Source organism: Rhizobium sp. BK275, from assembly GCF_014193555.1.
GTDB lineage: Bacteria > Pseudomonadota > Alphaproteobacteria > Rhizobiales > Rhizobiaceae > Rhizobium.
In genome coordinates this window covers 165,058-189,415 of the sequence record NZ_JACHZL010000006.1, presented here as the reverse complement: position 1 = coordinate 189,415, position 24,358 = coordinate 165,058, and the positions used below count along the sequence as shown (strand labels likewise).

The window sequence follows — 24,358 nt, the reverse complement described above, 5'->3', positions numbered from 1 at the left end:
GAACTTGGGGTCTTCTCCTCACGTGCGGACAGCGGAAATGGCCGTACCCGCATCCTGATGTGCATTAAGTGCATAGGCGTTCGCACGACTGTGTTGGCTATCAGAAACGGGGTCTCTCGTGTCTAAATCTCTTGACAGTTTCAATTGTCGGTCCAAGCTTTCCGTTGGTGGAAAGGACTACGTCTACTACAGTCTGCCGAAGGCTGAGGCAAACGGCCTGCCGGGCGTATCGAAGCTCCCCTATTCGATGAAGGTGCTGCTGGAAAATCTGCTGCGCTTCGAGGATGGTCAATCGGTCACCAAGGAGCACATCCTTGCCGTTGCTGAGTGGCTGAACAACAAGGGCGCCGTCGAGAACGAGATTGCCTACCGCCCGGCCCGCGTGCTGATGCAGGACTTCACCGGCGTTCCCGCCGTCGTCGACTTGGCCGCAATGCGCGACGCGATGGTTTCTCTCGGTGGCGATCCGGAAAAGATCAACCCGCTCGTTCCCGTCGATCTCGTCATCGACCACTCCGTCATCGTCGATGAATTCGGCACGCCGCAGGCTTTCGCCAAGAACGTCGAGCTGGAATACCAGCGCAACGGGGAGCGCTACCGCTTCCTGAAGTGGGGCCAGCAGGCATTCAAGAACTTCCGCGTCGTTCCTCCGGGGACTGGCATCTGTCACCAGGTCAATCTCGAATATCTCGGCCAGACCGTCTGGACGAAGGAAGAGGACGGCGAAACGATCGCCTATCCGGATACCTGCGTCGGCACCGACTCGCACACGACGATGATCAACGGCCTCGGCGTTCTCGGCTGGGGTGTTGGCGGTATCGAAGCTGAAGCCGCCATGCTCGGCCAGCCGGTCTCGATGCTTCTGCCCGAAGTCATCGGCTTCAAGCTGACCGGCAAGCTCAAGGAAGGCGTAACCGCGACCGACCTCGTTCTGACCGTCGTGCAGATGCTGCGCAAGAAGGGCGTCGTTTCCAAGTTCGTCGAATTCTTCGGCCCGGGCATGGACAACATGCCGCTCGCCGACCGCGCGACGATCGGTAACATGGGTCCGGAATATGGCGCGACCTGCGGCTTCTTCCCGGTCGACGGCGAAACCATCAACTACCTCACCATGTCCGGCCGTACGCATGACCGGATCGCGCTCGTCGAAGCCTATTCGAAGGCTCAGGGCATGTGGCGCGAAGGCGACGGTTCCGACCTCGTCTTCACCGACACACTGGAACTCGATCTCGGCGACGTCGTTCCGTCGATGGCCGGTCCGAAGCGTCCGGAAGGCCGCATCGCGCTCGAAAACATCGCTTCCGGCTTCGCCGGCTCGATGGATGCCGACTACAAGAAGCCCGGCCAACTTTCCAACCGCTATGCGGTCGAAGGCACGGATTTTGATCTCGGCCATGGCGACGTGGCGATTGCCGCCATCACGTCGTGCACCAACACCTCCAACCCGTCGGTTCTGATCGCTGCCGGCCTTCTTGCCCGCAACGCCGTTGCCAAGGGTCTGAAGACCAAGCCGTGGGTCAAGACTTCGCTTGCTCCGGGATCGCAGGTGGTCGGCGAATATCTTGCCAAGTCCGGCCTGCAGGCCGATCTCGACAAGCTCGGTTTCAACCTCGTCGGTTTCGGCTGCACGACCTGCATCGGCAATTCCGGTCCGCTGCCGGCGCCGATCTCCAAGACAATCAATGACAAGGGCCTGATCGTCTCCGGCGTGCTTTCGGGCAACCGTAACTTTGAAGGCCGTATTTCTCCTGACGTCCAGGCGAACTACCTCGCTTCGCCGCCGCTCGTCGTCGCCTACGCGCTTGCCGGCACGGTTCAGAAGGATCTGACGAAGGAGCCGATCGGTGAAGACCAGAACGGCAATCCGGTCTATCTGAAGGACATTTGGCCGACCTCGCACGAGGTGCAGGACTTCATCCAGAAGTACGTGACCCGCGAGCTCTACGAAACCAAGTATGCCGACGTCTTCAAGGGCGACGAAAATTGGCAGGCCGTTCAGGTTCCTCCAGGCCAGACCTATGCCTGGGACGACGACTCGACCTACGTCCAGAACCCGCCATACTTTGTCGGCATGGGCAAGAAGGGTACCGGCACGTCGGACATCAAGGGCGCACGCGTTCTTGGCCTCTTCGGCGACAAGATCACGACCGACCACATTTCTCCGGCCGGTTCGATCAAGGCTGCTTCGCCGGCCGGCGCCTACCTGCTCGGCCATGACGTCGCAGTCGCCGACTTCAACCAGTATGGTACGCGTCGCGGCAACCATGAGGTCATGATGCGTGGCACCTTCGCCAATATCCGCATCCGCAACTTCATGCTCGGTGCGAACGGCAAGGAAGGTGGTTACACCATCCACTATCCGTCCAAGGAAGAGACCTCGATCTACGACGCGGCCATGCAGTACAAGGCCGAAGGCGTTCCGCTCGTCATCTTCGCTGGCGTGGAATATGGCAACGGTTCTTCGCGTGACTGGGCTGCAAAGGGCACGAACCTGCTCGGCGTCAAGGCCGTGATCGCCCAGAGCTTCGAGCGTATCCATCGTTCGAACCTGGTCGGCATGGGTGTCATCCCCTTCGTCTTCGAAGAGGGCACGACCTGGCAGAGCCTCAACCTGAAGGGCGACGAACTCGTCACCATCGAGGGCCTCGAAAACATTAAGCCGCGCGAAAAGAAGATCGCCAAGATCACCTATGCCGACGGCACGGTGAAGGATGTTCCGCTGCTGTCGCGCGTCGATACGCTGGACGAGGTCGTCTACCTCAACAATGGCGGCATCCTGCAGACAGTTCTGCGCGATCTTGCAGCCTGATTGTTAAGATACTTGCCTGATAATGACCGCCGGAAAGCAATTTCCGGCGGTTTTCCTTTGCGGAAAACGAGGGTGTTTCACTGCTCACGGTGATGTGTTTCGGCTGCACTCCGCCTGCGGCTCCGTCTCACCCGTTCGTGACTTTGCGTTTGGACCTGGAAGGATTATTCGTACGTTCATATCTCAGAGCCGGCGGTTCAGGACTGTTGCCGGCGCTGAAAAAGAGGTGCTGGTGAATGTCCCCGCGTTTTCTGATCCCGCTGGTCGCCGGGCTTGCCTTTGCAGGTCCGCTCTTGGCCGAAGACGGCACGCCGAAAGGCGTCGTTGAGCTGTTCACGGCGCAGGGCTGTGCCTCCTGTCCGCCGGCCGATGCCGCATTCCGCAAGCTCGTCAGCCAGGGCAATGTCATCGCACTCGCCTATCATGTCGACTACTGGAATTATCTCGGCTGGGCCGACACGCTGAGCTCAAAGGAAAATACCGAGCGGCAGTATGGCTATGCTCGCATGATGGGCCGCAGCAACGTCTATACGCCGCAGGTGATCGTCAATGGCCGTGACCATCTTGCAGGTGCGGATCTCGCCGGCATCAACGGCAAGATAAACGGCTATGCCAACGAGGGTAAAGGCCTGACTATACCTGTCAGCGCGCGCATGAGCGGCGATGAGTTGGAGATCAAGCTCGGCGCCGGACAGGGCAAGGCCAATGTCGTGATCGTCTATTTCGAGAAGGAAAAAACGATCGATGTCGAGAAGGGCGAAAACAGCGGCAAGAAGATTTCTTACCTCCACAGCGTGACCGATGTGGAGACCGTCGGCATGTGGGATGGCAAGGCCACGACGCTCACCCTGCCGGCGAGCGTGATGGAAAAACCTGATCTGGAGGGGTCGGCGATTCTCTTGCAGTCTGCGACAGCTAACGGCGATCCGGGAGCAATCCTCGGCGCGGCCGTCGTCATGGCTGGAAAAAATATCTAAGAATTTCATCTGCTTGCAGATGAATGTCAGGCGGCCCGGCCAAGCGTATTCGGGGCTGGGGTTAAGGTCGATACGCTCCGCCGGGCCCTTTGGCGCGCTGGCGCCAAACTGGAACCTATAGTTCTCTTGGAAATGAGGCGCTGTTTTGACTGAAATGCGGCACGGCGGAGAAAGCCGGTTTCGTCCCCAGTGTGGCAGTCCGTGGCCTTGCATTTTGCCGCGGCTCGGGCAAACTGTCACTCTCCTGTCACACGTGGAGGTCTTGGGATTCTGATGACAGATACGCCGGATTTGCGACACGGCGAAAGCCGCTCCGTCGACAATAACTCTTCAACCGTCGTTGATCTCAGGGAATACAGACAAAACAAGGAGCCGATGCCGGTGACGTTTCACCGGCGAGAACTCGACCAGATCTTGTGGATCTACGGTCGAATGGTGGGCGAGGGCGAGTGGAAAGACTATGCCATCGACCACACCAAGGAGAAGGCAGTCTTCTCCGTCTTCAAGCGCTCAGGCGAAATGCCTCTCTTCCGAATCGAGAAGAACCCGAAGCTTGCCGCAAAGCAGGGCGCTTTTTCCGTCGTGAATTTCAGCGGCATGATCCTGAAGCGCGGTCACGAGCTCGGACCGGTGCTGAAGGTCTTCGACAAGTCGTTGAAGCTCGTCGATAAGTAGACAAGCTCATCCCTTGAACAGCGTACCGGGATAGGCCTCGGGATCGGGATGGGTTTCCGTCCCTTCGCCGAGCTCCCGTTGCATCAGCATCGTGTCCAGCCAGCGGCCATGCTTGTAGCCAGCACCCTTCATCAGGCCGATCACTTCGAAACCGAGCGAGCGGTGAAGCGCGATCGAAGCCGGGCTCGCGCCGCCGATGACTGCGGTCATCTGTCGGAAGCCAGACACAGTGCAGCGGAAGATCAGCTCTGCGAGCAGCAGCTTGCCGATGCCCTTTCCGCGCGCCTCCGTGCTGAGATAAATCGAATCCTCGACCAGCCAGCGATAGGCTGGCCGCGTGCGGAAGGCGGAGGCATAGGCATAGCCAAGCAGGGTTCCGTCTTCGCCCGTGGCAGCAATGTACGGATAGCTCTGCTCGCGGATGGCGGAGAAGCGGGCTGCGATTTCTGCCTGCGTCGGCGGTACGATCTCGTAGCTGGACGTACCGTTCAGCACGGACTCGCGGTAGATTTCAGTAATGGCGGGAAAATCGGAAGGAAGAGCGTCGCGTAGAATAGGGGGCATTTCGGATCGATCGGCACGGTTGAAGGAAGGCTCCTGTTGAAGCACTCCGGTCAGCCGCTCGCAACAAAAAAGGCGGCCGAAGCCGCCTTTTCCGTTTTCAGTGTGAGCCGTTTATTTCCGGTTGCCCATGAACTGCAGCAGGAACATGAAGAGGTTGATGAAGTCGAGGTAGAGCGTCAGCGCGCCCATGATGGCCTTGCGGCCAGCGACGTCATAACCGTCTGCTTCAAAATACATTTCCTTGATCCGCTGGGTATCGTAGGCGGTGAGGCCTGCGAAGATCAGCACGCCGATCGCGGAGATCGCGAACTGCACGGCGGACGAAGCCAGGAAGATGTTGACTATCGAAGCGATGATCAGGCCGAAGAGACCCATGATCAGGAACGAACCCATTGCCGACAGGTCGCGCTTTGTCGTGTAGCCGTAAAGCGACAGCGCACCGAAGGAGGCGGCCGTCACGAAGAAGGTTTGTACGATGCTCTGGCCCGTATAGATTATGAAGATCGACGAGAGGGACAGCCCAACCAGTGCGGAATAGATCCAGAAGGTGGTCTGCGCTGCAGCCACGCTCATCCGGTTGATACGGAAGCTCAGGAAGAACACGGCAGCAAGCGGTGCAAGGATCACAACCCACCGAAGCGGGCTCGCATAAATCGCCTGACCGAATGCGGTTAGCTCACCATTGGCGAAAGCGAACTGGAATGACAGATAGGCGGCCACACCGGTGATCGCCAAACCCAGCGCCATCAGGTTGTAGACCTTGAGCATATAAGCGCGGAGGCCTTGATCAATCACTTCGCCGGTTTGTGCACGGCTTTGGTAGTTACGAAGATCAGCCATAGTTTCCTCTTACAAGCTCCGATGGAAATACGGTGTCGGGTTCACGACCCGGGCGCCGCTGCGGAGCTTCAGCATGCCTGCTGACAATATGAGGCTTTCGACCTTTTCAGACAAGGCCTTTACAATCAGCCGTTCGGTTAAATCGCCGTAAGGTGAAGGGATTTGAGTATCCAACCTGCTACAGCTCGCGCAAAACGGGTGCTGCCTTCTGTCCGAGGATGCGCCAGGTGCCGATCAGGCCGATGCCGACGGTCAGGACGAGCGCCGTGACGAGGGTAAGGCCGGCAACATCGGGCATGAAGCTGGAGGGCAGGCGCATGATGCGGCTGACGATGAACCAGGCTGCCACGCCGCCGGCAAAGAGTGCGAAGATGGCGGTGGCGAGGCCGAGGATCAGATATTCGTAGCTGAAGGCACGGATCAGCATGGTTCTCGTCGCACCAAGCGTTTTCAACACCACCGCATCATGCGTTCGCGCGCGATTGCCGGCGGCAAGTGCACCAGCCAGCACGAGGACGGAAGCGATGAGGGCGACGGAAGCTGCAGCGCGGATCGCGGTTGCAAGCTCGCCGATCAGTTGATTGACGATATCGATCGCATCCTTGACGCGTACGCTCGTAATCGTCGGATAAGCATTGGTCACCGACTTCAGGATTGCGGCGTCTTCAGTCTCGGTCGATGCGGGATCGGTCAGTGTCGCAAGCCAAGCATGCGGCGCGCCGCGGAAGGTATTCGGCGAGAAGACCATGACGAAGTTGATCGACAGCGATTCCCACTCGACCCGCCGGAGATTGGCGATCTTGGCGCTGATGTTGCGGCCAAGCACGTTGACGGTGACGGTGTCGCCGATCTTGAGGCCGAGCTCATGGGCCTCTTCCGCCGAGAAGGAGACGAGCGGCTCGCCGCTATAATTCTTTCCCCACCATTGCCCTTCGACGAGTGCCGAATTCTCCGGCAGGCTTTCCTCGTAGGTAATGCCGCGGTCGCCATTCAGCACCCAGCGGCCCGCCGCCGGAACATTCATCTTGGTCACGTCCTGACCGTTGAAGGCAATGATGCGGCCGCGCAGCATCGGCACTTCCACCAGCTTGCCGTTCGGCGACTGGGCGTGGATCAGGTTGCGAAAGGCGTCGACCTCGGCGCTCTGGATGTCGACGAAAAAGAAATTCGGTGCACCTTCGTTCATGCGGCCGGTCAACTGCTGGCGCAGGTTGCCGTCGATCAGCGTCAGGGTCACCAGCAGTGCAAGGCCGAGGCCGAGCGAAAGGACGACGGAGGGTGTCAAAGCGCCCGGGCGATGGATATTGCCGATCGCCAGCCGGAGCGCCGGCGAGCTTACGCGCGGGCACCTGCGCGCCAGCCAGGCGATCAGAGCCGCGACGAGGCGCAGAATGACGAAGGCGAAGATGATGGCTCCGACGAAGACCACAGCAATGAAGCGGTCATAGGCGGTAAAGATGGCAAGGCCGGCCAATGCGGCCAAGAAGAGCACGGCCAGCAGCACATAGGGCCAGGAGGGCAGGCGGCGGGCTTCAAAGCCTTGCTCGCGGAAGAGCGCGGTTGCCGGAACCTCGCGTGCATGGCCGAGCGGCAGGATGGCGAAGGCGAGTGTCGTCAGTATGCCGAAGAGGGCCGCAAGCAACAGCGCGCCGGGATAGAGGGTCGGATCGGTAGAAACTGGCAGGAATTGGGCAAGGAACTGCGCGGCCAGCATTGGTGACAGCGCGCCAAGCACCAGGCCGATCACGACGCCGCCCGCCGCGATGATGGCGATCTGGAACAGATAGATCCACACCACGACGGCCGCCGGCGCGCCGAGGCATTTGAAGGTCGCGATCGTGGTTCGTTTGGCGTCGAGGAAGGCGCGTACCGCGTTGGCGACGCCGACGCCGCCGACGATCAGCGCGGTCAGGCCGACCAGCGTCAGGAACTGTGAGAAGCGGGTGATGTTCTCCGTCAGCGACGGTGCCGCACGATCACTGGTGCGGATCGACCAGCCGGCCGAAGGAAATTCTCTGGTAGCGCGGGCCTGGATGCCAGCCATCGTGCCGCGGTCTTCGAGCTTGATCTTGTAGGCATGCTCCACAAGGCTGCCTGTCTGGATCAGCCCGGAGGCTTGAAGCGCGTTCCGGCTGACCAGCATGCGGGGGGCGAAACCGAAGCCTTCCGAGAGCGCATCCGGTTCCGTCTTGACGGTGCCCGTGATGCTGAGCTTGACGTTGCCGAGCAGCAATTCATCGCCGATCTGCAGCCTCAGCCGCTCCAGTAGCAGCGGGGCAACAATGGCGCCGTAGGTGCCGCCTTCTCCCGATAGCATGGAGGCGAGCGGATAGTTCGGTTCCGCTTCGAGGGTGCCGTAGAGAGGATAGGCCTCGTCGACGGCCTTGACCTCGACCAACGCTTGATCGGATCCGTCAGGCTTGCGGGCCATGGAGCGAAGGCCGGTGGAGACGGAGACTTCTCCGAGGCCGCGCAGGAAATTCATCTCCTCTGGTGTGGCTTCACGGTTGTTGAGCTCGAAACGAACGTCGCCGGCGAGAAGCTCCTGCCCCTGCGAAGCGATCGTATCTGTGATCGACTGCGACACCGAATTGACGGCGGCGATTGCCGCAGTGCCGAGTGCGATGCAGGCGAGGAAAATGTAAAAGCCCTTCAGGCCGCCGCGCAGCTCGCGCAGGGCCAGGCGGAAGGCGAGCGAGATGTGCGGGGTGACGATCGTCATGCAATCGCCGCCTCGGATTGGCGGACGGCACTATCGCCTTCGATGCGGCCGGAGCGGACACGGATCTGGCGTGAGCAGCGGTTGGCAAGGCCGATATCATGGGTCACCAGCAGCAGGGTCGTGCCGCGTTCGGCCTGCTTGGAAAACAGGAGGTCGGCAATCTGCCGGCCGGTATCGGTGTCGAGATTGCCGGTCGGCTCGTCGGCGATCAGCAGGGCGGGAGATGGTGCCAGCGCGCGGGCGATCGCCACACGCTGCTGTTCGCCGCCGGAGAGCTGGCCGGGGTAGTGGCTCAGGCGTTCGCCGAGGCCGACGGAATTCAGCTCGCGTTGGGCGATCTCGAAGGGGTTGGGAATATTGGCAAGTTCGAGCGGCACCGCGACGTTTTCCAGCGCCGTCATGTTGGCAATCAGATGGAAGGACTGGAAGACGATGCCGATGTTGCGGCCGCGGAAATCTGCGACCTGATCCTCGCTCAGCGCGTGAAGCGGTGTGTCATTGATGTTGATCTCGCCGCTGTCGAGCTTTTCCAGGCCCGCAAGCACCATCAGCAGCGTCGACTTGCCGGAGCCCGAGGGGCCGACGATGCCGACGGATTCGCCGGCGCTGATCTCCAGATCGATGCCCTTCAGCACATGAACGGAGGCGGCAGCATTACCGAGCGTCAAATCGGCGTGTTTCAGATCGATGATGGTTTTGGCCAACAGAAATCGCCCTATATAATTCCCTAACCGAATGGCCGCATAACGGCACCTAGCCAATCTAGGGAAAGCATTATGAGATTTAAAGTTGCCGCCCTTCACTTCGCTGTCATCATCTTCTCGCTGATTTTCTCGACAGTTGCCGAAGCGCGTACGATCAATCTGGTCGGTTTCGGCGATAGCCTGATGGCAGGTTACCAGTTGCCGCCAGGCGACGGCTTTCCCGAGAGGCTGCAGGCGGCGCTGAAGGCCAGGGGGATTGACGTTTCGATCACCAATGCCGGCGTGTCCGGCGATACGACGACGGGCGGGCTGGCGCGAATCGACTGGTCCATTCCTGACGGAACCGACGGGGTGATCCTCGAACTTGGCGCCAATGATGCGCTTCGCGGTATCCCGCCGGAACAGAGTGAAAAAAATCTCGACCAGATGATAAGCCGGTTAAAAGAGCGTGGCATTGCCGTGCTCCTTGCCGGCATGATGGCGCCGCCGAACATGGGTGCGGACTACGCCGAACGCTTCAACCCGATCTACCAAAAACTTGCGGAAAAACATGGGGTTGAGCTCTATCCATTCTTCCTCGACGGTGTGGTGCTCGATGCGGGCCTGAAGCTCGATGATGGCATGCATCCCAATGCCAAGGGCGTGGACGTGATGGTGGAGAAGATGGAGCCGGCTGTCACAAAATTCGTCGACACGATTTCTTCTGTGAAGAAATAGGGGCTTGCACAGGTTTGTAATGCGTGATTCCGTGTGAGCACCTGCAAAAGATTCGGGGAGTGCTCGTTATGCCGAGACTATTTACCGCCCTCGAAATTCCGCGCAATGCGGCGATGAGCCTGTCATTGTTGCGCGGTGGTCTTCCCGGAGCACGATGGATCGATGTGGAGAATTACCACATCACACTTCGCTTCATCGGCGATGTCGATGGCCGCACCGCAGATGAAATCGTCGAGCGCCTTGACCGGATCGACCGGCCGGAATTCCAGCTCCGGCTCGATGGTATCGGCTCTTTCGGCTCCAAGAAACCGCATTCGATCTGGGCTGGCGTTTCTCCTTCGCCGGAAATGTACGCCCTTCAAGGCGAGATCGAGCGGATCTGCCAACGCATCGGCCTGCCGCCGGATCCGCGCAAATTCACGCCGCATGTCACGCTGGCCCGGCTGAAATATTCGCGTGTCGATGATGTGGTTCACTATCTCGCCGGCCGCGGCAACTTCCAGACTTCTACCTTCACCGTGCCGCGTTTCGTGCTTCTGTCGTCGCGCGAATCGGTCGGCGGCGGGCCTTACCTGACCGAGGAAGTCTTCCCGCTCCACGAGCCGCTGATGGCGCCGAGCCTTTCGACCAGCGTGCTGCAGCCGGCCAAGAGCCTCGCATAGACGAGTTCAAAATCTTCCGGGCCGCCATAATAGGGGTCCGGAATATCTTCGCCGGTGCCAAGCGCGAAATCGCCGAAGAGATGAGTGTTGTCTGCGTGTGGCGAACGGCGGCGCAGTTCCACGACATTCGAGCGGTCCATGGCGACGATCAGATCGAAATCGTCAAAATCCTCGGGCAAGATCTTTCGGGCGCGCTGCCCGGTAATGTCGATGCCATGCGCGCTGGCCGTGGCGATCGAGCGAGGGTCGGGCAGTTTTCCCTGATGCCAGCCGCCGAGGCCGGCGGAATCGATGCGGAGTGCATTGCCAAGGCCTGCCTCGCCCACAACGTGATCGAATATTCCCTCGGCGAGTGGAGAGCGGCAGATATTGCCCATGCAAACAAAGAGGAGACTGATACGTTTCATCTGAGGATCCGACGGAAGGATGAAAGGAGCATGGCATGAAAATGGAAAAGCTGGAAAGATCGGCAATCAACCAATTGCTCGGCGAGCTCAAGGGCTGGGCGCTCGACGATTCCGCAAGCTCGATTTCGAAGACGTTCAAATTCGCGAGTTTCGTGGAAGCTTTCGGTTTCATGGCTGAATCGGCGCTTGCCGCCGAGAAGCTCAACCATCATCCGGAATGGTTCAACGTCTATTCCCGTGTCGAGGTGAAGCTCAACACCCATGATGCCAGTGGGTTGACGGAGCTGGACTTCAAGCTGGCAAAGGCCATGGAGAAGGCGGCGGCAAGACGGACCGATTGAATCGGCCGATTGATTCAGCTCGGGCCATCACCATATGATCGGAGCGACGAAAAGGGATATCGGGATGGACGAGGTCAAATACGGAGAGATCCTGTTGCCGGGCGACGAGGATACGCAGAACCGGCGCGAGGAGACGGTGCGGCAGAAATTCTGGCCGACCTTTCGTCGTGCGGTGCGGCAGATTCCGTTTTCACGCGATGTGGTCGCCGGCTTTTATTGCGCGCTCGATCCGCAGACGCCCACCAGAGTGCGCGGCGTGCTCCTGGCGGCCCTTGCCTATTTCGTCATGCCTGTCGACATCATCCCGGATATCTTTGCCGTTATCGGCTTTTCTGACGATATCGCCGTCCTGTCGGCGGCATTTGCCATGATCAGGGGCAATATCCGACCGAGCCATTATGAGGCGGCCGATCGCGTTCTTGCCGAGCGTTCCGAAGACGGCATGAAGACGATTTAGGCCTCTTCCCGTTCCACCAGGTTTCGGAGCTTGCCGAAGGCAAGCCTGATGCGCGACTTGACCGTGCCAAGCGGCAGGCCGGTCGCTTCGGCGATTTCGGTATGCGACTGGCCAAGGAAGAAGGCGGCCTGCAGCAGCGCTCGCTGTTCCTGCGGGAGTTGGGCGATGGCATCGCGTACCTTGGCGTCACGGTCATCATTGGCGACGATTTCGTCGGCGCTCATTTCTTCCGGTGGCTGAAGCGTCGGATCCTTCTCATCGAAAACGCGTACCAGCGCGCGGCGCTGGAGATCGATGCGCCGATTGCGGGCGATGCGGAAAAGCCAAGTAGAGAAGGAGGAGCGGGTGGGATCGTAGAGATCGGCCTTATGCCAGAGAACGATCATGATCTCCTGCACCAGTTCCTCAGCCTCGCCTGATGTCATTTTCTGGCGCATCAGCCACGATTTCAGGCGAGGCGCGAAATGGTCGAAGAGTATGGAGAATGCCGACTCGTCGCGTTCATCGGCAACGGCCTTTGCGAGGGCAGCGAAACGCTGTCTTTCCTCGGCATCCATCCCTCTCACGAACTCCCCGCAGCCAAGATTTCGATCCGAATTTCCTCACCTTAACGACCTACAACGGATTTTAGAAAGGTCAAACTCTTGCCTGAATCTTTGTGTCTTAAATTCAGCCGAACGGATGGGCTCAGCCATCAAGGCAGCGTGTAACCCTACGCGCCGCTGTCGGTTCGCAAATTAACAGTCGGGCGAAAATGAAACAGTCAGATACAATTCGCAGCCATTGTTGACCATTTGGTAACCTGAATTAAGTCAAAATAAAGCAGATCGTGATCATGCGCCGCCCGCAATGATCGCTTCGGGCCTTGAACCGCAAGAACCGGCAGGAATTCCATGTTTGTAAAAAGTATCGTATCCGCTTTCGCCCTCACAGTTGCTATGACCGGAGTGGCGGCAGCGCAGCAGGCGGCAGCAGCACCGACCCGCATTCAGCAGTTCCAGGCATGGGGCGCCTATTCCTACAAGTCCGGCGCCTCCACCGTTTGCTACGTGCTTTCGGTGCCGACCGCCAAGCAGCCGGCAAGCGTCGACCATGGCGATAACTTCTTCATCGTGTCGCAGCGCCCCGGCCAGAACATCTCCTATGAGCCGCAGGCGATGATGGGCTATACGGTGAAGGAAAATTCGAAGATCAACGTTACGATCGACAATAAAACTTTCGTGATGTTCACCAAGGACAAGGCCGGATGGGTCGAGAACGCGGCTCAGGAGCCGGCGCTCGTCGCAGCCATGAAGACCGGTCATTCGATGACTGTCAGCGCTACCTCGCGCAAGGGTACCGGTACCTCCTACAGCTACTCTCTGTCCGGCATCTCGGCTGCGCTGAAGCAGATCGAAAGCTGCAAGTAAGCTCGCGTTTCGGGCCAATGTTTCAAAGGCCGGCCTTGCGCCGGCCTTTGTCGTTTCCATCTATAGTGACGCTTCCATGTCTAGTGACGTGGGCCAAAAATGATGCTAAAGCGGCGCGCAACTGCGGAAAGATGGCGGTCTCATCGCCGCTCCGCCATTCATTTTCTGCAATCATGCGTCAACGGCCCCGTAAGTCTTCCGGCTTCCCGGGATGGTTGCCATGTTGAGTTCGGGATTAGAAGATTATGTCCGTCATGGATGCGATGACCGTTGCCAAGCCCGCCACCCGGGCGCCTCTCGGCGTTGAGCTTTCGCCAAAGCCGTCGCTGATCGGTCTGACGCGCGAGGAAATGGCTGCGGCACTGCGCGAAAAGGGCGTGCCGGACAAGCAGATCAAGATGCGTGTCTCGCAGCTCTGGAACTGGATCTACGTGCGCGGCGTTTCCGATTTCGACCACATGACGAATGTCGCCAAGGACATGCGCGAGATGCTGAAGCAGCATTTCACCATCGCCCGGCCTGAGATCGTCGAGGAACAGATTTCCAATGACGGCACACGTAAGTGGCTGCTGCGGTTTCCGCCCCGCGGCGCCGGCCGGCCGGTCGAGATCGAGGCTGTCTATATTCCCGAAGAAGGCCGTGGTACGCTCTGCATTTCCAGCCAGGTCGGCTGCACGCTCACCTGTTCCTTCTGTCACACCGGCACGCAGCGGCTGGTGCGTAACCTGACTGCCGAGGAAATCCTGTCCCAGCTTCTGCTGGCCCGCGACCGGCTGGGCGACTTCCCGGACCGCGACGTGCCTGTCGGCGCCGTAGTGCCCTCCGAAGGCCGCAAAGTCAGCAATATCGTGATGATGGGTATGGGCGAGCCGCTCTATAACTTCGATGCCGTCAAGCAAGCGTTGTTGATCGCCACGGATGGTGACGGCCTGTCGTTGTCCAAGCGCCGCGTGACGCTGTCCACGTCAGGCGTCGTACCCGAAATTCTCCGCACCGGTGACGAAATCGGCGTCATGCTGGCGATCTCGCTGCATGCCGTTCGCGATGACCTGCGCGATATTCTCGTGCCGATCAACAAGAAGTATCCGCTGAAGGAACTGATCGAGGCCTGCCGGAACTATCCGGGGCTTTCGAACGCGAGGCGTATCACCTTCGAATATGTGATGCTGAAGGACGTCAATGACAGCCTGGAAGACGCCAAGGGACTGATCCAGCTCCTGAAAGGCGTGCCGGCGAAGATCAACCTCATCCCCTTCAATCCGTGGCCGGGCACCAACTACCAGTGCTCCGACTGGGCGCAGATCGAGAAGTTTGCCGATTTCATCAATTCGGCCGGTTACGCTTCGCCGATCCGCACGCCGCGCGGCCGTGACATTCTGGCGGCCTGCGGTCAGCTCAAGTCGGAATCCGAGCGCATGCGAAAGACGGAACGTCTTGCGTTCGAGGCGATGATGATCGCCAATCACGGAGCCGACGACTGATCAGCAAGTTTGATCTTCATTACAATTCTCCGCGATTGATTATCGAGGGCACTTTTCCTAAAAATGCCCTCAAAATCATCGTGGAGGACACTCATGCGTTCAATTCTTCTGGCTTTTGCCGCAACTTTGGCCCTGACGCTGCCGGCGAAGGCCGATGACGTTACGGTTGCCGTAACCGCGATCGTCGAACATCCGGCACTCGATGCAGCCCGTAACGGCGTGAGGGATGCGCTGGCCGCTGCCGGCTACAAGGAAGGCGAAAACCTCAAGTTCGTCTTCGAATCCGCACAGGGCAATCCCGCAACGGCAGCCCAGATCGCCCGCCAGTTCGCGGGCGATGAGCCCAACGTCATCGTGCCGATCTCCACGCCGTCCGCCCAGGCCGTCGTTTCCGCGACGCGCGATATCCCTGTCGTCTTCACCGCCGTGTCCGATCCGCTCGGCGCGCAACTCGTCAAGAACATGGACAAGCCCGGCGGTAACGTGACTGGTCTTTCCGACATGTCGCCGGTCGGCGAGCATATTGCGCTGATCAAGGAAATCCTGCCTGACGTGAAAACGATCGGTTACCTCTACAATTCCGGCGAGGCGAACTCCGTCTCGCTGCTGGCAGCGCTGAAGGCCGAAGCCGACAAGGCCGGCATCACCATCGTTGAATCGGCTGCCACGAAGTCTGCCGAAGTGCAGGGCGCTGCCCGCGCGCTGGTCGGCCGTGCCGATGCGATCTACATCCCGACCGATAACACGATCATCTCGGCGCTCGAAGGTGCCGTTGCCGTCGCCGAAGAGAGCAAGCTGCCACTCTTCACTGCTGATACGGACTCCGTTTCTCGCGGCTCGATCGCAGCGCTCGGCTTCAACTATTATGATGTCGGCAAGCAGACGGGAGAGATCGTCGTGCGGGTGCTGAAGGGTGAAAACCCGGGCGATATCGCGGTGAAGACCGCAGCTGGCAGCGACCTCGTCATCAACAAGGCTGCCGCAACCAAAATGGGCGTGACTCTGCCGGATAGCGTTATTTCACGCGCCAACAAGGTTATTGAATAAACGACCGTCGTTCCAAGGTCTTAGTGACAATCAGCCGCTCCCGTTTGCACGGGGGCGGCTGTTGCATTACAGCGCCGCGCGCCAGATGGCGCGCAAGGACGCTGTAACAATGTAAAAACTGCGCATAATCCTTTCCTTAAATCGGTTCCGATTTAAGGGGTTATGCGCTAAAAGGCTCCGGTTTCGCGACGGGCGGAACGGAAACAAGAAGGGGCTGAAAGCCTTGAGCCAAATCGCATTCTGGGGGGCCGTCGAGCTCGGCCTAGTCTATTCCTTCGTCGCTCTCGGCGTCTATCTTGCCTTCCGTGTCCTCGATTTCCCGGATCTGACAGTGGACGGTTCGTTTCCGCTTGGCGCGGCGGTGACTGCAGTGTTGATCATTGCTGGCGTCAACGCCTGGCTTGCGGCTCTGATTGCGATGAGTGCAGGTGCTGCGGCAGGCATGGTGACGGCGCTCCTCAATGTACGCTTCAAGATCCTGAATCTCCTCGCCTCGATCCTGACGATGATCGCGCTCTTCTCCGTTAACCTGCGGGTGATGGGCAAACCGAATGTCGCGCTTATCAATGCCGATACGATGATCAGCCCCTTCTTCGGTCATGGTCTGAGGGATTTTTACGTGCGTCCGTTTTTCGTCGGCGTTCTGGTCGTTGTCGCCGTCATCGTCGTCTGGCGCTTTCTGGAAAGCGATGGCGGGCTTGCGATGCGCGCAACCGGCGCCAATGCCCGCATGGCCCGCGCTCAGGGTGTCGATACCAGCAGGCAGATCTATCTAGGCATGGCGATTTCCAATGCGCTGGTGGCACTTGGAGGCGCACTCTTTGCACAGACCAACGGCTTTGCCGATGTGACTTCGGGCGTCGGTACCATCGTCGTCGGCCTTGCCGCCGTCATCATCGGTGAGACTCTGCTCGGTCGCCGCGGGCTGCTGATTGCGCTTGTTGGATGCGTGTTCGGCTCGATCATCTACCGCATCGCCATCCAGCTTGCGCTTTCGAGTGATGTCGTCGGCCTGCAGGCCTCCGATCTCAATTTCGTGACGGCCGTGCTCGTGACCGTCGCGCTCATTCTTCCCCGCCTTCGCCGAGGTGCCGCATCATGATCAGCGTCAAGGACATCAAGGTCGTTTTCGGACGCGGTACACCGCTGCAGAAACAGGCGCTGAACGGCGTCAACCTGACCATCGAGGAAGGCTCTTTCGTCACCGTCATCGGCTCCAACGGCGCCGGCAAATCGACACTGCTCGGCGTGCTCGCCGGTGATGTCATGCCGAGCGAAGGCTCGGTGCTGATCGGCAAGACCGACGTGACGCGCAAGTCTACATCGGCCCGCGCCGGTCTGGTGGCGCGCGTTTTCCAAGATCCATTGACCGGAAGCTGCGGTGCGCTGTCGATCGAGGAGAACCTCGCTCTGGCCGCCCGGCGTGGTGAAAAGCGCGGGCTCGGCGCAGCACTCGGTGGAAGCCGCCGCGACTATTTCAAGGAGCGAATCGCCGAGCTTAATCTCGGGCTGGAAAACCGGCTGAAAGACCGTATGGACCTGCTGTCCGGTGGGCAGCGTCAAGCAGTTTCGCTGGTCATGGCGACGCTTGCCGGCTCTGAAGTGTTGCTGCTCGACGAGCATACGGCAGCACTCGATCCAGGCATGGCCGAGTTCGTCATGAACCTCACCCAGAAGATCGTTTCTGAACGCAAGCTGACGACGATGATGGTCACGCATTCCATGCGTCAGGCACTAGACTACGGTCACCGCACGATCATGCTACATGGCGGCGAGATCGTTCTCGATGTCGCCGGCGACAACAGGAAGAACCTGCAGGTCGAAGACCTGATCGCCATGTTCCGCAAGATGCGCGGCCAGACGCTCGATGACGATGCCCTGCTGATCGGCTAAGCCGACAGCGTGCTGATCGGTTGATTAGCGGGCTTGGGTGAGCAGGATCTTGGCGGCGAAAACCGAGAAGACGCCGGCGAAGGTATAATCCATGCCACGTAGCACCTTCCTGTTCTTCTGCAGCCAGCTCGCCAGCCAGTCGGCCGCCATGACAACGGCTGCGTTGACCGGCATCCCGATCACGATGAAGCAGAAGCCGAGGAAGAGCAGCTTGTGCGTGACGGCGGGATCGCTGGCGCTGACGAACTGCGGCAGGAAGGTCATGAAGAAGATGATGACCTTCGGGTTCAGCAGATTGACCCAGAAGCCTGAGGAGACGTTCGAGAGGATCGTCCCCTTCGGGCCTTCGACCTTGGCAACCGTCAGCTTCGAGCCGAAGCGGATCGCCTGGATGGCCAGCCAGAAGAGATAGGCCGCACCTCCGGTCTTCAGGATCAGGAAGGCGGTCGGGGACGCAGTGATCAGCGCCGAGATGCCGAAGGCGACCAGCATCGTGTGCACGACGATGCCGAGGCTGGTGCCGAGAACGACGAAGAGCGCTGCCTTCTTGCCCTGCGCAAGCGCACGGCTGATCGACAGCGTCATGTCAGGGCCGGGAGTTGCCGCAAGCAACAGGGTGGCGGCGGCAAAGGCAATAAGCGTCGGAAAGCTCGGCAGGAAATCCATGGTCTGCTCTGAAAGCTGGAAAAAGATCTGACGGATCTCTTATCCGGCTTTCAGAAAATTACCAATCAAACCTTGTTATGGCGCCGATTACTTCTGTTCGAGGAAGGCCTTGAACTTGTCGGCGTAATCCTTGTGCCAGCGTGACAGCGGCGGACGATTCTCGATGATGTCGCCGATCGCCCAGGCCATGCGGCGTTCATCGACGGGGCGGGCTACGTCATTGTCGGGGCAGAGGATGTAGAAGTCGCCGCGCTCCAGGCTTTCAACCATGAAATCGACGGTCTGCTCCGGCGTCCAGGCGCCGGCAGGTTTTTCGCTGCGGTCACCTTTGGTGAGGCCGGTGAAGACGAAACCGGGGATCAGGAGATGCGCGGAAATGCCTGCACCTGCGGTGTTGCGCAGTTCATGCTCGAGCGCTTCTGTGAAAACCTTCACGCCGGCTTTTGAAATATTGTAGGCGGGGTTGCCGGGCGGCGTGGTGATGCCCTGCTTGGAGCCGGTATTGATGATGAGGCCCGGTTCGTTATGGGCGATCATGCCAGGGCCGAAGGTTCTGACGCCGTTGATGACGCCGAGAAGATTGACGGCGAGTATATTGTCCCAACCGGCCTGGGCGCTGAAAATTGATGTTTCCGGGCCGATGCCGGCATTGTTCATCAGCACGTGAACGCGGCCGAAGCGTTGGATGACGGCGCGTTCGAGAGCTTCGATCTGTTCTTTCTGCGAAACGTCGGTCTCGACGGCCATTACATGTTCCTGGCCGGCGATCGCTTCCAGTTCGGCGCGCGCTTCCGCCAGCTTGTCGCCGCCCAGATCGGCGATGACGACACTCATGCCGGCCTTGGCAAAGTGCTTTGCGGCCGCAAGGCCGATGCCGGACGCACCGCCGGTGATGACGGCAACATTGGATTGCTTGAAAATGTCTTGAATATTTGTCACGGGCCTAGCCTCTCCTCGGAGCATTGTTCGGACGTTGCCGAATATGGGCTCACGGTCTGCGCTGTCAAACCCTATCGGGCCGGTTGCCGTCCTCGTTGCCCTTGCGTCACGCGCCAATCTCGCTAAAAGTGCCGGGATACTGGGCTTTGCGGGTGTGCCGCGGCCTTCATGCAACGGACCTCATCATCATGGCATCACACAAAGACGTGAAGAAAGTCGTGCTCGCTTACTCGGGCGGCCTCGATACCTCGATCATCCTGAAATGGCTGCAGACCGAACTCGGCGCCGAAGTCGTCACCTTCACGGCCGATCTCGGCCAGGGCGAAGAGCTGGAGCCGGCGCGCAAGAAGGCCGAGATGCTCGGCATCAAGGAGATCTACATCGAGGACGTGCGCGAAGAATTCGTGCGCGATTTCGTCTTTCCGATGTTCCGCGCCAATGCCGTCTATGAGGGCGTCTATCTGCTCGGCACGTCGATTGCCCGTCCGCTGATCTCCAAGCATCTCATCGATATCGCCCGAAAGACTGGCGCCGATGCGATCGCGCATGGCGCGACCGGTAAAGGCAACGACCAGGTCCGTTTCGAGCTTTCGGCCTATGCATTGAACCCCGATATCAAAATCATCGCGCCGTGGCGCGACTGGGCCTTCAAGAGCCGTACCGACCTGCTGGAATTTGCCGAGAAGCACCAGATCCCCGTTGCTAAGGACAAGAAGGGCGAAGCGCCTTTCTCCGTCGACGCCAACCTGCTGCACTCCTCTTCCGAAGGCAAGGTTCTGGAAGATCCGGCGCAGGAGGCTCCTGAATATGTGCATATGCGCACCATCTCGCCGGAAGCGGCGCCCGACAAGGCGACCACCATCAAGGTTGGTTTCCGCAAGGGCGACGCCGTTTCGATCAACGGTGTCGAGATGTCCCCTGCGACGCTGCTTGCGGCGCTCAACAATTACGGCCGCGACAACGGTATCGGCCGCCTCGACCTCGTCGAAAATCGCTACGTCGGCATGAAGTCGCGCGGTGTCTACGAGACCCCCGGCGGCACGATCCTGCTTGCGGCGCATCGCGCCATCGAGTCGATCACGCTCGACCGTGGTGCTGCTCACCTCAAGGATGAGCTGATGCCACGTTATGCCGAACTCATCTATTACGGCTTCTGGTTCTCGCCGGAACGCGAGATGCTGCAGGCTCTCATCGACAAGAGCCAGGAGCATGTCGAAGGTGAAGTGACGCTGAAGCTCTACAAGGGCAATGTCATGGTCATCGGCCGCGAGAGCGAAAAGTCGCTCTATTCCGACAAGCTCGTTACCTTCGAAGACGATCAGGGCGCTTACGATCAGAAGGATGCCGCGGGCTTCATTAAGCTCAACGCGCTGCGTCTTCGCACGCTCGGCAAGCGTAACCTGAAGAAGTAAGCGGCTTCAGACCGATCTCAAAGAGGCCCGCCGCTCCGTGAACTGACCCCCGAAAGTTGGACGACAACCTTCGGGGGCAGTTCACGGAACGCGGGCCTTTTCTTTTTCGCACCGATTGCAGGTTGTAACGTCTTGACGCGGCAGGGCTATCGCATAAGCTGAGCCGTCATCACCGGAGCATTTCCATGCCGCAATCCCTGCTTCTCGGCGCCTTCCTGGCGGCGCTTTTTTATGTGCTCATTCCCGGCCCGGCGTTCCTGCAGCTTCTCGGCATCGGCGCCGGGCAGGGGCGCAAGGCAGGCGCTTTCTTCATGATGGGTCATCTCGTTGGCGACATCATCTGGTCGGGACTGGCGCTGATCGCGATCGTCGGGGCCAAGACGATCGGCACGTTCGTATTCGACCTGCTCGGACTTGCCTGTGGTTTCTATCTCGCCTGGATCGGCTGGAGTGCCGTCAATGCCAAGCCGAAGGCCGAGGGGCAGGCGCTGATGGTGGTGGAGCGGCCGTTCCGCCGCGGGCTGATCTTCGGCGTCACCAATCCGAAGGGCTATCCAGTGGCGCTTGCCACCTTCACGGCACTGGTGGCGGGCTCGGCGAGCGCGCTCGATTTCCAGGCTCTGCCGATGCTGCTCAGCGTTTCCTTCGTCGGTTTCGTCACGGCTGATATCATCCTGATCGGCATCATCGGCGCCGGCGTCGTGCGCCGCTTCTACCGTGCGCATGAGCGGCTGATCGTCCGCTGCTCCGGTGTGCTCTTCATGGGCTTTGCCGTACAGGCTCTCTGGCACGCCACACCCGGCCTGCTTGGCTGGCGAAAGGCCTGATCAGGCCTCATTGATGAGAAAGCCGACGACCGAATTCAGCGTCTGAACCTCATTCGGATCGCCGATCGACATGGCGATCTGAAGCTGGTTGCGATAGTATTCGAGGAAGTTGAAGCTCGTGCCGTCTGTGACGTTGGATAGATCGATGACATTGCCGAGCGGATCGATCGCGTGCATCGGCAGCGGTTCGGATATCGCGGCAAACGTATTCTGATCGATCAGGCCATTGTCGTAGCCCTGGCGCGCATAGCTGCGCAATTCACCCGGACTGACGGCTGTAAAATCGAGCGGCTGCCCGTTGTCAGAGTCTTCGATCTGGAATGAGCCTTGGGCGGCAGTTGGCTTCGGCTCAATTGCAATATCAGCGGTCTTCGAACTTTTTGCGTTATTATTGGGATTATTTTTGAATAGCAAACTCTGAGAAGACCGCACGGAAAAAATGTCCATGCGCATGTCCTCTTACTTGAAGATTAAGGGGAATTTAGCGTCTTGGCCCGATTCGCGTCAATCGTTAACGATTGGTTAATTTTTATGTATCAATTCTTGCCCCCAAGATTTAGCCGGGCGGGCAAAAGTCCAAGTCAGCCACATATCAATTCCGTGATGGCCTTCCTATATTACCGATCCACTTGCCGGCATAAAGGACTTTCATATGTCTTCTCCCAGTCAATTCAATCAGGCACTTGTCAACTGGAATGGCCTTCATGGCCTGCCGCGTTTCGATGCGGTCGCCGATGGCGATTTCGAGGCCGCCTTCGAGGCCGCTCTCGCCTCGCACGAAAGAGAGATCGACGAGATCGCCGGTAACGGGCAGGAGCCGACCTTCGACAATACGGTCGTGGCGCTCGAAATCGCCGGCGATGAGCTGTCGCGCGTTTCCGCTCTTTTCTGGAACCGCGCCGGTGCCCATACCAACGACGCCATTCAGGCGCTGGAGCGGGATATTTCGCCGAAGATGTCGCGGCATTACTCGAAGATCGGGATGAATGCGGATCTTTTCAAACGCATCGACACCCTCTGGGAAAAGCGCGAAAGCCTTGGTCTGACGCTGGAGCAGACACGCGTGCTGGAGCGGCACTGGAAGGGCTTCGTGAAATCGGGCGCCAAGCTGCCGAAGGCCGAGCAGGAGAAACTTGCCGCGATCAACGAAAAGCTCGCGGGTCTCAGCACCAGCTTCGGGCAGAATGTGCTCGCCGACGAGAAGAGCTGGTCGCTGATCCTCTCCAGCGAAGACGACCTTGCCGGGATTCCCGATTTTCTGCGCGACGCGATGGCGGCGGCTGCCCGGGAGCGCGGTGAGGAGGGCAAATATGCCGTGACCCTGTCGCGCTCGATCATCGAGCCTTTCCTGACCTTTTCGGAGCGCAGGGATCTGCGCGAGCAGGCCTTCAAGGCCTGGGTGGCGCGCGGTGAGAATGTCGGTGCGACCGACAATCGCGGTATTATCAGAGAGACGCTTGCGCTGCGCGACGAAGTGGCGAAGCTTCTCGGCTACGGCAACTTCGCCGAATTGAAGCTCGATAACACGATGGCGAAGACACCCGAGGCGGTGAACCATCTGTTGCGCGCCGTCTGGGCCAGAGCCGTGAAACGCGCTCATGAGGAAGAAGCCGATATCGCCGGATTGATTGCGGCCGAAGGCAAGAACCATGAGGTTATGCCGTGGGACTGGCGTCATTATGCGGAGAAGATCCGGGCGCAGCGGTTCAATTTCTCGGAAGCGGAGCTGAAGCCCTATCTTCAGCTCGAAAGGATCATCGACGCCTGCTTCGAGGTTGCTGGTCGCCTATTCGGCATTCATGCCATCGAGAAGAAGGGCATGGCCGCCTATCATCCCGATGTGCGCGTCTTCGAGATCCGCGACCGCGACGACAAGCTGGTCGCGCTCTTCCTCGGCGATTATTTCGCTCGCAGCTCGAAACGTTCGGGCGCCTGGATGAGCTCCTTCCAGTCCCAGCACAAGCTGGTGCTGAAGAACGGCCATCATGGCGAATTGCCGATCATCTACAATGTCTGCAACTTCGCAAAACCGGCCGAAGGTAAGCCCGCCCTGCTTTCGCTCGATGACGCGCGTACGTTGTTCCACGAGTTCGGTCATGCGCTGCATGGCATGCTCTCCAACGTCACCTATCCCTCGGTCGCCGGTACAGGCGTCTCGCGCGATTTTGTGGAACTTCCTTCGCAGCTCTACGAACACTGGCTCACGGTTCCCGCCATCCTCAAGGAATATGCCGTGCATTTCGAGACCGGGGAGCCGATGCCGCAGGCATTGCTCGATAAGGTTCTGGCAGCCCGTACCTTCAATTCCGGCTTCAACACGGTGGAGTTCACGTCCTCGGCATTGGTCGACATGGCCTTCCATACCCGCGACAAGGTCGAAGACCCGATGGCGGTGCAGGCGGAAGTGCTTGCTGAAATCGGCATGCCGAAATCGATCGTCATGCGCCATGCCGCACCGCACTTCCAGCATATCTTCTCCGGCGGCTATTCGGCGGGTTATTACTCCTACATGTGGTCGGAAGTGCTCGATGCCGATGCCTTCGCCGCCTTCGAAGAGACGGGCGATGCCTTTAATGGCGAAATGGCCAGGAAGCTTCGCGAGAACATCTACTCCACCGGTGGCTCCGTCGATCCGGAAGATGCCTACAAGGCTTTCCGCGGCAAGCTGCCGAGCCCCGACGCAATGCTCGTCAAAAAGGGGCTTGCGACCTTCGAGGAATTGACAGGTAGCGACGCATAAGACAGTTTGATGACATAGAGCAAAGCGGCATGGTGACGGCCATGCCGCAGCTTTCGCGTGCCACCCCCT

The 24,358-nt window shown here is 59.4% G+C and carries 24 protein-coding genes; 15 read left to right on the top strand and 9 right to left on the bottom strand.

The annotated features are described in order from the left end of the window. Window positions 1-118 precede the first annotated feature (118 nt). The 3 genes from acnA to FHT82_RS19870 all read left to right on the top strand — a co-directional run bounded on the left by acnA (window position 119) and on the right by FHT82_RS19870 (window position 4,461). Window positions 119-2,809: an aconitate hydratase AcnA gene (gene acnA, locus FHT82_RS19880; RefSeq protein WP_183734412.1), complete on the top strand. Its 2,691-nt coding sequence runs from the start codon at window positions 119-121 to the stop codon at window positions 2,807-2,809. Window positions 2,810-3,045: 236 nt separating this feature from the next. Beyond that, entirely contained in the window at window positions 3,046-3,786 is a 741-nt protein-coding gene (locus FHT82_RS19875) for a thioredoxin family protein (RefSeq protein ID WP_183734411.1), read from the top strand. Between the two features lie 273 nt (window positions 3,787-4,059). Further along, window positions 4,060-4,461, top strand: coding sequence for a DUF2794 domain-containing protein (locus FHT82_RS19870; protein WP_183734410.1), 402 nt, complete (start codon window positions 4,060-4,062; stop codon window positions 4,459-4,461). A 6-nt stretch (window positions 4,462-4,467) separates the two neighbouring features. Here the strand turns inward: FHT82_RS19870 and FHT82_RS19865 are convergent, their stop codons facing one another. The 4 genes from FHT82_RS19865 to FHT82_RS19850 form a co-directional block, all read right to left on the bottom strand. Continuing rightward, window positions 4,468-5,025 (bottom strand): GNAT family N-acetyltransferase, encoded by a 558-nt coding sequence (locus FHT82_RS19865; RefSeq protein ID WP_183734409.1) that lies wholly within the window; start codon window positions 5,023-5,025, stop codon window positions 4,468-4,470. Between the two features lie 111 nt (window positions 5,026-5,136). Next, window positions 5,137-5,865: a Bax inhibitor-1/YccA family protein gene (locus tag FHT82_RS19860; RefSeq protein WP_183734408.1), complete on the bottom strand. Its 729-nt coding sequence runs from the start codon at window positions 5,863-5,865 to the stop codon at window positions 5,137-5,139. Between the two features lie 178 nt (window positions 5,866-6,043). Further along, window positions 6,044-8,587: an ABC transporter permease gene (locus tag FHT82_RS19855; RefSeq protein WP_183734407.1), complete on the bottom strand. Its 2,544-nt coding sequence runs from the start codon at window positions 8,585-8,587 to the stop codon at window positions 6,044-6,046. Next, window positions 8,584-9,291 (bottom strand): ABC transporter ATP-binding protein, encoded by a 708-nt coding sequence (locus tag FHT82_RS19850; RefSeq protein WP_183734406.1) that lies wholly within the window; start codon window positions 9,289-9,291, stop codon window positions 8,584-8,586. The genes FHT82_RS19855 and FHT82_RS19850 overlap by 4 nt, the downstream gene beginning before the upstream one ends. A gap of 72 nt (window positions 9,292-9,363) precedes the next feature. Here FHT82_RS19850 and FHT82_RS19845 point away from each other — a divergent pair, with 72 nt between their 5' ends. Together FHT82_RS19845 and thpR are read left to right on the top strand one after the other, a co-directional pair. After that, the gene (locus FHT82_RS19845) at window positions 9,364-10,008 is read left to right on the top strand and encodes an arylesterase (RefSeq protein WP_183734405.1); all 645 of its coding nucleotides are present in this window, start codon (window positions 9,364-9,366) and stop codon (window positions 10,006-10,008) included. 68 nt (window positions 10,009-10,076) lie between these two features. Further along, a complete protein-coding gene (thpR, locus tag FHT82_RS19840; RefSeq protein WP_183734404.1) occupies window positions 10,077-10,670 on the top strand; it encodes an RNA 2',3'-cyclic phosphodiesterase in 594 nt (197 codons plus the stop codon). On the opposite strand, the gene FHT82_RS19835 is transcribed toward thpR, so the two are convergent. Then, a complete protein-coding gene (locus FHT82_RS19835) occupies window positions 10,577-11,077 on the bottom strand; it encodes a low molecular weight protein-tyrosine-phosphatase (RefSeq protein ID WP_183734403.1) in 501 nt (166 codons plus the stop codon). The two genes, thpR and FHT82_RS19835, sit on opposite strands and share 94 nt — an antisense overlap. A 35-nt stretch (window positions 11,078-11,112) precedes the next feature. Here FHT82_RS19835 and FHT82_RS19830 point away from each other — a divergent pair, with 35 nt between their 5' ends. Together FHT82_RS19830 and FHT82_RS19825 are read left to right on the top strand one after the other, a co-directional pair. Beyond that, window positions 11,113-11,418 (top strand): 4a-hydroxytetrahydrobiopterin dehydratase, encoded by a 306-nt coding sequence (locus FHT82_RS19830; RefSeq protein WP_183734402.1) that lies wholly within the window; start codon window positions 11,113-11,115, stop codon window positions 11,416-11,418. A gap of 64 nt (window positions 11,419-11,482) precedes the next feature. After that, entirely contained in the window at window positions 11,483-11,875 is a 393-nt protein-coding gene (locus FHT82_RS19825) for a YkvA family protein (protein WP_183734401.1), read from the top strand. Here FHT82_RS19825 and FHT82_RS19820 read toward each other — a convergent pair. After that, a complete protein-coding gene (locus FHT82_RS19820; protein WP_183734400.1) occupies window positions 11,872-12,432 on the bottom strand; it encodes a sigma-70 family RNA polymerase sigma factor in 561 nt (186 codons plus the stop codon). The genes FHT82_RS19825 and FHT82_RS19820 overlap by 4 nt on opposite strands. 336 nt (window positions 12,433-12,768) lie before the next feature. Here FHT82_RS19820 and FHT82_RS19815 point away from each other — a divergent pair, with 336 nt between their 5' ends. The 5 genes from FHT82_RS19815 (at window position 12,769) to FHT82_RS19795 (ending at window position 17,705) form a co-directional block, all read left to right on the top strand. Continuing rightward, window positions 12,769-13,284: an invasion associated locus B family protein gene (locus FHT82_RS19815; RefSeq protein ID WP_183734399.1), complete on the top strand. Its 516-nt coding sequence runs from the start codon at window positions 12,769-12,771 to the stop codon at window positions 13,282-13,284. A 245-nt stretch (window positions 13,285-13,529) separates the two neighbouring features. Beyond that, complete coding sequence (rlmN, locus tag FHT82_RS19810) at window positions 13,530-14,765, top strand: 23S rRNA (adenine(2503)-C(2))-methyltransferase RlmN (protein ID WP_183734398.1); 1,236 nt, start codon at window positions 13,530-13,532, stop codon at window positions 14,763-14,765. A 93-nt stretch (window positions 14,766-14,858) separates the two neighbouring features. Next, the gene (locus FHT82_RS19805) at window positions 14,859-15,812 is read left to right on the top strand and encodes an ABC transporter substrate-binding protein (RefSeq protein ID WP_183734397.1); all 954 of its coding nucleotides are present in this window, start codon (window positions 14,859-14,861) and stop codon (window positions 15,810-15,812) included. 223 nt (window positions 15,813-16,035) lie between these two features. Continuing rightward, window positions 16,036-16,914, top strand: a complete 879-nt coding sequence (locus FHT82_RS19800; RefSeq protein WP_183734396.1) for an ABC transporter permease — start codon at window positions 16,036-16,038, stop codon at window positions 16,912-16,914. Beyond that, a complete protein-coding gene (locus FHT82_RS19795) occupies window positions 16,911-17,705 on the top strand; it encodes an ABC transporter ATP-binding protein (protein WP_183734395.1) in 795 nt (264 codons plus the stop codon). The genes FHT82_RS19800 and FHT82_RS19795 overlap by 4 nt, the downstream gene beginning before the upstream one ends. Before the next feature lie 24 nt (window positions 17,706-17,729). Here FHT82_RS19795 and FHT82_RS19790 read toward each other — a convergent pair whose 3' ends face one another. Together FHT82_RS19790 and FHT82_RS19785 are read right to left on the bottom strand one after the other, a co-directional pair. Continuing rightward, on the bottom strand, window positions 17,730-18,371 hold the full coding sequence (locus FHT82_RS19790) for a LysE family translocator (protein WP_183734394.1): 642 nt from the start codon (window positions 18,369-18,371) through the stop codon (window positions 17,730-17,732). Between the two features lie 87 nt (window positions 18,372-18,458). Further along, window positions 18,459-19,310, bottom strand: coding sequence for an SDR family NAD(P)-dependent oxidoreductase (locus FHT82_RS19785; RefSeq protein ID WP_183734393.1), 852 nt, complete (start codon window positions 19,308-19,310; stop codon window positions 18,459-18,461). A 188-nt stretch (window positions 19,311-19,498) separates the two neighbouring features. On the opposite strand from FHT82_RS19785, the gene FHT82_RS19780 reads away from it, so the two are divergent. Next, window positions 19,499-20,722, top strand: coding sequence for an argininosuccinate synthase (locus FHT82_RS19780; RefSeq protein ID WP_183734392.1), 1,224 nt, complete (start codon window positions 19,499-19,501; stop codon window positions 20,720-20,722). A 185-nt stretch (window positions 20,723-20,907) separates the two neighbouring features. Next, entirely contained in the window at window positions 20,908-21,549 is a 642-nt protein-coding gene (locus FHT82_RS19775) for a LysE family translocator (protein WP_113183562.1), read from the top strand. On the opposite strand, the gene FHT82_RS19770 is transcribed toward FHT82_RS19775, so the two are convergent. Beyond that, complete coding sequence (locus FHT82_RS19770) at window positions 21,550-21,996, bottom strand: hypothetical protein (RefSeq protein ID WP_183734391.1); 447 nt, start codon at window positions 21,994-21,996, stop codon at window positions 21,550-21,552. 205 nt (window positions 21,997-22,201) lie between these two features. Here FHT82_RS19770 and FHT82_RS19765 point away from each other — a divergent pair, with 205 nt between their 5' ends. Then, the gene (locus FHT82_RS19765) at window positions 22,202-24,289 is read left to right on the top strand and encodes a M3 family metallopeptidase (RefSeq protein ID WP_183734390.1); all 2,088 of its coding nucleotides are present in this window, start codon (window positions 22,202-22,204) and stop codon (window positions 24,287-24,289) included. Window positions 24,290-24,358: the final 69 nt, after the last annotated feature.

What these genes read in the sequence shown, in the direction of transcription:
- FHT82_RS19820 (WP_183734400.1), bottom strand. Translation starts at nt 12,432, where the DNA reads ATGGATGCCGAGGAAAGACAGCGTTTCGCTGCCCTCGCAAAGGCCGTT.
- rlmN (WP_183734398.1), top strand. Translation starts at nt 13,530, where the DNA reads ATGTCCGTCATGGATGCGATGACCGTTGCCAAGCCCGCCACCCGGGCG.
- FHT82_RS19830 (WP_183734402.1), top strand. Translation starts at nt 11,113, where the DNA reads ATGAAAATGGAAAAGCTGGAAAGATCGGCAATCAACCAATTGCTCGGC.
- FHT82_RS19855 (WP_183734407.1), bottom strand. Translation starts at nt 8,587, where the DNA reads ATGACGATCGTCACCCCGCACATCTCGCTCGCCTTCCGCCTGGCCCTG.
- FHT82_RS19790 (WP_183734394.1), bottom strand. Translation starts at nt 18,371, where the DNA reads ATGGATTTCCTGCCGAGCTTTCCGACGCTTATTGCCTTTGCCGCCGCC.
- FHT82_RS19775 (WP_113183562.1), top strand. Translation starts at nt 20,908, where the DNA reads ATGCCGCAATCCCTGCTTCTCGGCGCCTTCCTGGCGGCGCTTTTTTAT.
- FHT82_RS19875 (WP_183734411.1), top strand. Translation starts at nt 3,046, where the DNA reads ATGTCCCCGCGTTTTCTGATCCCGCTGGTCGCCGGGCTTGCCTTTGCA.
- FHT82_RS19765 (WP_183734390.1), top strand. Translation starts at nt 22,202, where the DNA reads ATGTCTTCTCCCAGTCAATTCAATCAGGCACTTGTCAACTGGAATGGC.
- FHT82_RS19795 (WP_183734395.1), top strand. Translation starts at nt 16,911, where the DNA reads ATGATCAGCGTCAAGGACATCAAGGTCGTTTTCGGACGCGGTACACCG.
- FHT82_RS19815 (WP_183734399.1), top strand. Translation starts at nt 12,769, where the DNA reads ATGTTTGTAAAAAGTATCGTATCCGCTTTCGCCCTCACAGTTGCTATG.
- FHT82_RS19870 (WP_183734410.1), top strand. Translation starts at nt 4,060, where the DNA reads ATGACAGATACGCCGGATTTGCGACACGGCGAAAGCCGCTCCGTCGAC.
- FHT82_RS19825 (WP_183734401.1), top strand. Translation starts at nt 11,483, where the DNA reads ATGGACGAGGTCAAATACGGAGAGATCCTGTTGCCGGGCGACGAGGAT.
- FHT82_RS19845 (WP_183734405.1), top strand. Translation starts at nt 9,364, where the DNA reads ATGAGATTTAAAGTTGCCGCCCTTCACTTCGCTGTCATCATCTTCTCG.
- FHT82_RS19770 (WP_183734391.1), bottom strand. Translation starts at nt 21,996, where the DNA reads ATGGACATTTTTTCCGTGCGGTCTTCTCAGAGTTTGCTATTCAAAAAT.
- FHT82_RS19805 (WP_183734397.1), top strand. Translation starts at nt 14,859, where the DNA reads ATGCGTTCAATTCTTCTGGCTTTTGCCGCAACTTTGGCCCTGACGCTG.
- FHT82_RS19780 (WP_183734392.1), top strand. Translation starts at nt 19,499, where the DNA reads ATGGCATCACACAAAGACGTGAAGAAAGTCGTGCTCGCTTACTCGGGC.
- thpR (WP_183734404.1), top strand. Translation starts at nt 10,077, where the DNA reads ATGCCGAGACTATTTACCGCCCTCGAAATTCCGCGCAATGCGGCGATG.
- FHT82_RS19835 (WP_183734403.1), bottom strand. Translation starts at nt 11,077, where the DNA reads ATGAAACGTATCAGTCTCCTCTTTGTTTGCATGGGCAATATCTGCCGC.
- FHT82_RS19860 (WP_183734408.1), bottom strand. Translation starts at nt 5,865, where the DNA reads ATGGCTGATCTTCGTAACTACCAAAGCCGTGCACAAACCGGCGAAGTG.
- FHT82_RS19865 (WP_183734409.1), bottom strand. Translation starts at nt 5,025, where the DNA reads ATGCCCCCTATTCTACGCGACGCTCTTCCTTCCGATTTTCCCGCCATT.